Raw genomic sequence first — 8,019 nt, 5'->3', positions numbered from 1 at the left:
TATCATCTAGCGGTACTTCGTACCGTTAAAAATGGAATAGCCGTTCCGCAGTAGCGGAACTGGCATTCCGTTTGAGCGTAATTTGCACTGACTTCCAGAAAACAGTTCAATGTCGCTTTGAAAGTTGTTTGAAGAAAGTTGTCCGTCATGTTGTAAAGGACTACCAGCAAGGATTGAAACGACGAAAAGATAAAGAAATTCCATTCTGTGAACTTCCAGAAATTTTCGTTGAAAATTTTGCTGTGTGGGACGACTACGAAACAGATTATACAATCTTTTCAGTATGTGGCATTGATATTCGTGTCCTTGATGATGGGCTGGCAGAAGCCTTGAAGAAACTTCCAGAAAGAAAGAGAAATACTCTGTTGATGTATTACTTCTTGGAAATGACAGAAAGTGAAATTGCCAACTTGCAAAAGATTACGCAAAGCGGTGTATTTAAAAACCGACATCATGCTTTAGAAACTATGAAAAAAATACTAAAGGAGAAGCAGTAAAATGAAGCAAACATTTAAGAAGCCGTCCTACTATTTGCTTTCGCAGGCAATGGACGGGGACGAAAAAGCGATTGAAAAAATACTGGCATTTTATGACCCGTACATATCAAAGTGCTGTCTGCGTCCACTCTATGATGAATACGGCAATGTTTATATTGTTGTAGATATGGAGTTAAAGGGACTTATCAGAGAAGCACTTATTAAAATGATTTTAGGGTTTGATATTGCCTTAGAAATCGAAGAAGAATAACAAGCAGTAACCGCAGAGCATGATTTGTTCAATCCCCTCTTTCCTGCTCTGCCCCTGCTTTTACATGAAAGCAACACGCTTTCGCCACAGCTCTTTGACAACTGAATAAAGCAGACAGATACGTTTGTGAGATAGCGAGCCACGGGGACTGTACGCCACGACCTTTTCAAAAGAAAGCGAGCGACCCACGCAGTGATCCGAGAGCGACTGTTGGAAAAGTCGTTTTGCCACGACCTATCCTCACAGAATAATGATACGTCCGCATGGTGCGGTTCTGCCCACAAGAATGGGAATAGTTGAGATACTAACGGAGCTTTCCAAAGCCGTCTGTCTGCTTCTGTAACATTGTGAAAAATACGCATATTGGATAAGCCTATATGCGTATGTTGAGAATAGATAGCTGACTAAGGGGGCTGATAACTTGGCTAAAAAAGAACCTGCACAATATATCGTAGAACGGGAATTTTTAGGTAAATTTTCCGTAGAGGAATTGCTTGTCCGTATCGTGAAATCTCATGTAAAAAAAGGACTATCAAGAGGGTAAAACCCTTGAAAACAATGGAAAGAAGCCGTACTTTATGGTATAATATTATCATAGGTACGGCAGTTGAATAGGTGGAAAAATGATTTATCAAAAAGGTTCAAACTTATTTAACGTGGCTATTTATATCAGATTATCACGAGAGGACGGAGATAAGGAAGAAAGCGATAGTGTAGGAAATCAGAGAAAACTTTTAACAGAATATGTGAACAAGCATGATGACTTTATCCTATATGATGTTTATATTGATGACGGTTTTACGGGAACGAATTTTAATAGACCAGACTTTCATAGAATGATTGCTGACATTGAAGATAACAAGGTAAATTGTGTTGTTGTAAAAGACCTTTCCCGTTTCGGACGAGATTACATTGATACGGGGCGATATTTGGAAAGAATATTTCCAGAGCTTAATGTTCGTTTTATTTCTGTAACAGATAATATTGATAGTATGAAGCAGGCATACGATATGTTACTTCCTATTAAAAATATATTCAACGAACAGTATGCCAGAGATATTTCTAATAAAATTCAAGCGACTGTAAAATCAAAGCAGAAAGCAGGGGAATTTATCGGAGCTTTTACAAGTTATGGTTATAAGAAATCTCCTGCAAATAAAAATAAACTTGTGATTGATGAATATGCGTCCGAAGTTGTAAAAAGAGTATTTACTATGTATGCACAAGGAATAGGAAAACAAAGCATTGCCAAAATACTAAATGCAGAGGGTATTCTTTGTCCGTCGGAATATAAAAAGCTCAACGGCGAAAATTACAAAAATTGCAACCGTTTAGAGAAAACTTCTTATTGGACGTATTCCACGATTAAAGTGATGTTACAAAATGAGCTTTATATTGGAAATATGGTACAAGGAAAGAAACATCAACGTATGAGAAGCAAACAGCGTCCAGTTGAAAAAGAAAACTGGATAAGGGTTGAAAATACACATGAACCGATTATAGACCGTCAACTGTGGGATAAGGTACAAAAACTGCTGACGAAAAAACATAGGGATATTGATTTAGAAACAAATAAAAATATCTTTGCAGGTTTTATCAAGTGTGGCGATTGTGGTCGGGCAATGATGAAAAATTTCTGGCGACGTGCTGACGGAAGTAAGTCCTATTCATTCTATTGTGGAACTTACAAAAGAAGTGGAAAAGATTATTGCACTCCGCACACGCTCCCGTTTCAAGTATTGAATGATATTGTGCTGGGAGATTTAAAGCAGATTATCCGCAATGTAGAGAACTTGCAGGAACTTGTAAAATCACAATCTTTCACAGCAACAAAAATCAGAAAATCAACAGACATAGAACTGACAAAGTTAAAAGCAGAGCTTGAAAGAGTGAAGAAGTTGAAAAAGTCAATTTATGAAGATTACAAAGACGAACTGATTTCTAAAGAAGAATTTCTTTCTTATCGAGAGGACTATCAACAAAAAGAAACACTTTACTCCAAACAGATTGAAACGCTGGAAGAAAAGAAAAAGGAAAGTGTAACAGAAGATGTTTTTGAAACACCGTGGTTAAGGCGGTTGTTGGAACTGAAAGACATTGAAGAATTAGACAGAGATATTATTGTGGAAATGATAGACCAGATAACAGTTTATGAAAACCGCAAACTTAAAATCTCATACAACTTCGGAAATGAGCTGGAACATTTATTTTCAAGCGTTTACTGTGAGGACTTGGAGAAAAAGGCTATCTAATCTCAATACATTTCTAACTCCCCATATATACTGGGGAATACATATCACAATTTGCGTAAACTACAACCAGCACATGGAGGTTCAGACCCTGGCGCAGTTTATAAAGGCAGACAGGAAAAGGATGATAATCTTTCACTTACAAAGGCAGTAGGAAAAATCCTGGAAAAGAATGGGGTAAAGGTTTTATATACAAGAACAGAGGATGAATATCTTACGCCGTTTGAACGGGCAAAACAGGCAAATGAAGCGGATGTGGATTATTTTATCTCTTTTCACAGGAATAGCAGTCCCCAAGCTAATCAATATCAGGGAGTGGAGGTTCTGGTATATAATAAAAGCGGTATAAAGTATAAGATGGCACAGAATATTGTAGGGGCTTTAGGAGAATTGGGCTTTCGGGAGATTGGTGTTCAAAAGCGGCCGGGACTGGTTGTACTCAGAAAAACAAAGATGCCCGCACTTTTGATAGAAACAGGTTTTATTAATTCAGAAAAAGACAATACCCTTTATGATGAAAAGAAGCAGGATATCCCACAGGCAATTGCAGATGCCATACTTGGAACGCTGGATGAAACAGACGCAGAAAATCCGTTATATTACCGGGTACAGACAGGAGCATTTCGAAACCGTGAAAATGCAGATAGATTACTGTACCAATTATTAGACCGTGGTTATCCTGCATATATACTGTGGGATGGAGATCTTTTTAAGGTACAGGTGGGAGCATATCAACAGCTTGGAAATGCCATCCGTATGGAACAGCGGCTGAGGGAGGATGGCTATAGTACATTGATCGTGACGAAATGAACTGAAAAATGGTATAATCTTTATAAATGATGTGCAGGGTACAGTCCCCAGCCATGATACCTACAAATACAAATGAACAGAAAGGTACAGTTATGTTGGATGAATTTATGAAAACGATAGGAGATTTTGTTTTTGCAGAAGATATTCCAGAAAAAGCAGATATTATTTTTATTCCAGGTAACGGATATCCGGAAATGGCAGAACATGCAGCCAGACTTTACATGGAAGGGTATGCACCGCATATACTGCCAAGCGGAAAGTACAGTGTTGTGATGGGGCATTTTTCAGGAGTGTTGTCCTCAAAACAGGACTATAACAGGAAGTATGATACTGAATGGGAATTTCTGAAGGATGTGCTGATGCATAATCATGTTCCGGATCATGCAATCCTTAAGGAAGATAAAGCTACTTATACTTATGAAAATGCCATTTATTCCAGAAAGGTAACAGATGGACTTGGCCTTACAATAAGAAAAGCAATTCTTTGCTGTAAAAGTTATCATGCAAGAAGAGCTTTGATGTATTATCAAATGCTGTATCCGGATACAAAGTTTTATGTATGTGCAGATTGTCCGGATGGGATCACTCGGGAAAACTGGAAAGATACTGAAGAAGGGATCCGGGCAGTCACTGGAGAAGTGACTCGGATCATATTGCAGTTCCAGCTTATGGTCTAAATAAAAAGTCCCCATGCTTATGGTTTTACAACCAGGGCAGGGGACTTTCATATTGAATTGGATTTTAATGCAAAAGGGATTCGGCTTCTGAAGGATCAGTATCTTTAGAGGAAGCTGGGGGAAGCCAGATATGGACCAGCTCAATACGGTTCTTATCTAATTTGTCAACTACCAGACGGATGCCGCTGTCCAATGTGACGGACTGTCCTTCTGTTGGAAGGCTGTCCAACTGTTCAATAATATAACCACCGATGGAATCATAATCTTCAGATACCATTTGAGTGCCAAGGGTTTCATTGATATCATCCAGCTTGGCTGAGCCTGAAGCTACGTATTCACGACCTGGCTGAAGTTCTTTCAGATCTTCTTCTTCATCTTCATCATATTCATCACGAATTTCACCAACAATTTCCTCCAACAGGTCCTCCAGTGTGACAAGCCCGGCAGTAGAACCGTATTCATCAAGTACAATGGCAAGATTCACAGATGCCTTACGCATTTCCAGCATCAGATCGGCAGTTCTTTTATATTCATAAGTAAAGTAAGGCTCACGAAGAAGCTCACGAACAGAAAAATCATCTTTCTTTGGATAAAGGATCAGGTCCTTTACATTAATAATACCGATCACATTGTCTGTATTGTCTTCATAAACTGGAAAGCGTGTGTGCATATCCTTCTTGAAGATATCCATTAATTCATCATAGGATGCATTTACATCCACAAAGGTCATATCAATTCTGGGAATCATAACATCTTTGGCTGTGGAATCCCCAAAATCAAACACATTATAGATCATCTGTTTTTCTTCATTTTCAATCACACCAGCCTCTTGGCCTACATTTACCAGAGTACGCAGCTCATGCTCAGTCATCTGCTGTGGTTTTGCATCTGGATCTACTCTGAGAAGAAACATGATCCCTGCGGCTAGCTTGCCTACTACATAAACAATCGGTGTCAGAACGATCATCAGAAAAAAAATAGGACGGGCATAGGCCAGGGCAAGCTTCTCGTTATGTAGAGTAGCCAGGGTTTTTGGCGTGATCTCACCAAAAAGCAGAATCACCAGAGTCAGGATACCGGTAGCAATGCCCACATAGATATTTCCGAAAACGCGGATCGTTAAAGTAGTCACCAATGAAGAGGTGGAAATATTAACAATATTATTTCCTATTAAAACAGTGGTAAGCAGTTTGCCTGTGTCGGCAATCACCTTTTCTAATGTGACCGCCCGTCGATTCCCTTGTTCGGCAAGGGAGTGGATACGAATCTTATTTACTGTTGTCATTGCTGTTTCTGCTGATGAAAAAAAGGCAGACAGTACAATCAGAATTATGATTGCAGTTATCTGTATAGGGACACCAGAATCCAAAATATATTCACGCTCCTTTAAATTTTGATCACAGTCGAGAAGACTCCCGCTTCTATAATGGTGAGTGATAAGAGATATATCAGCTGGGAGTCAATCCCCCAGCTGATATAGCCTCCGGCAGGATTGCAGAGGTGCGCAGGAGAAGTATGTCATGCAATTGCATGACGCACACCTCGCAGCAAGAATGCCGAGGCATTCTTGAACTCAGTGGGAGTACGATTTTGACTTGAAAAGAAATATACAGTATTTTTATGAAAAAAGCAAGGAAAAGTGGATGAGGAAAAAAATATAAATAGGGGGTGTCGAAAAAAGAAGAATTGTGATATAATCATGCTGATAAAATTTAAAACAAATTATTACACAAACATTACAAAAGAATGAAAATTTGATATATAAATAATAACAGAGGTGCTGAAATGAAAAAAATGAAAAGAAAAAGTATTGCTATTTTAGCTGCGGCAGCGATTTCGATGTCACTGGCAGGTGGGCAGATTTATTCTGTATATGCTGGATATCAGTCATCTTCAATTAAGAAGAGCAGTTTGATCCCTGACAATGTGACTATAGATGAACCTACAGAGCTTTCTAATGTTTCTTTACCATCCAGCGAATATGGAACTTTATACTGGGTAGATGATTCTTATGTTCCTACCAAGCGGACTCAGAGCTGTAAGGTAGAATTTGAACCATATGATTCTGTTGATCTGTCTTATATGTCCGGTTGGGATGCGGAAGACGGAGTTTTAAAAGGAAAGGTTACTGTTGTAGTCAGCAGTATTTCCGGGGAGGATTATACCGGAGATGAAGAGAACGATTACGAAGATTATGAAGGCTATCAGGAGAATACAGAGTGCGGACAGGATAATGGCGAACAAGAAGATCCTGGATATACAGAAGGAGAAGCAGCTTCTAATGATCCACAGGTAAGCCAGACACCGGCAGCAACGGATACACCTGGAGAGCCGGGTACAGTTCCTTCTGTAACGCCGGAAGGAGAGACGGGACAGGAAACACTGCCAACTCAGATCCCTTCTGCAGAGCAGCAACCCACAGCTCCTGCAGTATTGCCTGAACAGGATCCTTCCGTAGTACCGGAAGTGACAATAGCACCTGATGCTTCACAGCCCACAGAACCAGGAGTACAGGAGGGAACTGTTGCCCCGGCAGCACCAGATACTATTCCTTCTGTGACACCGGGGAATGTTGATCCGGCAGCACCGGATACGGTTCCTTCTATTGCACCGGATACCATTGATCCGGCAGCACCGGACAGCCAGCCTTCACAGGATCAGGATGCAGATAATATTTTTGACCAGATCAATGAGCCTATACAGGACGATCGTCCCAGCGAGGCAGAGGATACGCTGACACCGGAGGAGCAGGCAGAGCGTGCTGTACAGAACCATAGCTGCGCAGGCATCTCCGTTTCAGGTATTGAGCTTCCCTGGTATGTACAGTTCAGGGTTACCAGTGGTGAGTCCTATCAGTTTACTAACGAAGATGAGGCTGCCATTTTCAGATCCTATGAGTTTGAGTTGTGGAATCTTAAAACAGATTCTAAGTATGAGATTCCGGATGGACAGTACATCAGTGTAACAGTTCCTGTTAAAGCAGGATACGAATATACCATTGAACATCTTCTTGACAATGGAGCCATGGAGACCATTGTGCCAAGTGTTGACGGAAGTACTATGATCTTCAGTACTCATTCTTTCAGTCCATTTGGAATTGCAGGAAGCAAGCCTTTGATTGGAGAGAATATTGCAGAAGACGGTTATTCCGGAGGTACGATATCTGTTACCTCCACGCCTAAGCCTGCATCAACAGCTGTTCCTACCAAGTCTGCTGCAAGTACCACAGGCAGTGGGGTGAATACCGGCAGTACCACAGGCAGTAATACATCAAATACAACTGTAAATAATAGCACCTCCACAGATAACAGTTCTGCAACAGGGAATAACAGCCCGGCTGCATCAGGACAGTCCGTCAGTCAGAATAGTTCCGGTTCTGTAAATGGAACTGGGGTGGTACGTACCGGCGATAATACACCGGTAGGTACATTTGTGATCCTGGTTGTTGTAGCAGCGGTCGTGGTGATTCTTATTGTTGTTTTGAAGAAAAAGAAGAACAATTAAATAATATTCTGCACAGCCCTTCCATATAATGT

At 40.4% G+C, this 8,019-nt stretch carries 8 protein-coding genes; 7 read left to right on the top strand and 1 reads right to left on the bottom strand.

Annotation, left to right across the window (positions count from 1 at the left end):
• Positions 1-59 precede the first annotated feature (59 nt).
• The 6 genes from OCV61_RS13655 (at position 60) to OCV61_RS13630 (ending at position 4,483) form a co-directional block, all read left to right on the top strand.
• Positions 60-497, top strand: coding sequence for an RNA polymerase sigma factor (locus OCV61_RS13655; protein ID WP_158422262.1), 438 nt, complete (start codon positions 60-62; stop codon positions 495-497).
• A 1-nt stretch (position 498) separates the two neighbouring features.
• Positions 499-747, top strand: a complete 249-nt coding sequence (locus OCV61_RS13650; protein ID WP_004613734.1) for a helix-turn-helix domain-containing protein — start codon at positions 499-501, stop codon at positions 745-747.
• 421 nt (positions 748-1,168) lie between these two features.
• The gene (locus OCV61_RS13645) at positions 1,169-1,291 is read left to right on the top strand and encodes a hypothetical protein (RefSeq protein ID WP_002323371.1); all 123 of its coding nucleotides are present in this window, start codon (positions 1,169-1,171) and stop codon (positions 1,289-1,291) included.
• 79 nt (positions 1,292-1,370) lie between these two features.
• The gene (locus OCV61_RS13640) at positions 1,371-2,999 is read left to right on the top strand and encodes a recombinase family protein (RefSeq protein ID WP_005428627.1); all 1,629 of its coding nucleotides are present in this window, start codon (positions 1,371-1,373) and stop codon (positions 2,997-2,999) included.
• Between the two features lie 51 nt (positions 3,000-3,050).
• Positions 3,051-3,806, top strand: a complete 756-nt coding sequence (locus OCV61_RS13635) for an N-acetylmuramoyl-L-alanine amidase (protein WP_158422261.1) — start codon at positions 3,051-3,053, stop codon at positions 3,804-3,806.
• 107 nt (positions 3,807-3,913) lie between these two features.
• Complete coding sequence (locus tag OCV61_RS13630; RefSeq protein WP_330382947.1) at positions 3,914-4,483, top strand: YdcF family protein; 570 nt, start codon at positions 3,914-3,916, stop codon at positions 4,481-4,483.
• 64 nt (positions 4,484-4,547) lie between these two features.
• Here OCV61_RS13630 and OCV61_RS13625 read toward each other — a convergent pair whose 3' ends face one another.
• Positions 4,548-5,852: an HlyC/CorC family transporter gene (locus OCV61_RS13625; RefSeq protein WP_158422260.1), complete on the bottom strand. Its 1,305-nt coding sequence runs from the start codon at positions 5,850-5,852 to the stop codon at positions 4,548-4,550.
• Between the two features lie 416 nt (positions 5,853-6,268).
• Here OCV61_RS13625 and OCV61_RS13620 point away from each other — a divergent pair, with 416 nt between their 5' ends.
• The gene (locus tag OCV61_RS13620; protein WP_158422259.1) at positions 6,269-7,987 is read left to right on the top strand and encodes a hypothetical protein; all 1,719 of its coding nucleotides are present in this window, start codon (positions 6,269-6,271) and stop codon (positions 7,985-7,987) included.
• The last annotated feature ends 32 nt before the right edge of the window (positions 7,988-8,019 follow it).

This window comes from Blautia ammoniilytica (genome assembly GCF_025566965.1).
Lineage (GTDB): Bacteria > Bacillota > Clostridia > Lachnospirales > Lachnospiraceae > Blautia_A > Blautia_A ammoniilytica.
The sequence above is the reverse complement of the archived record's forward strand: the minus strand, read 5'-3'. Positions and strand labels throughout refer to the sequence as shown.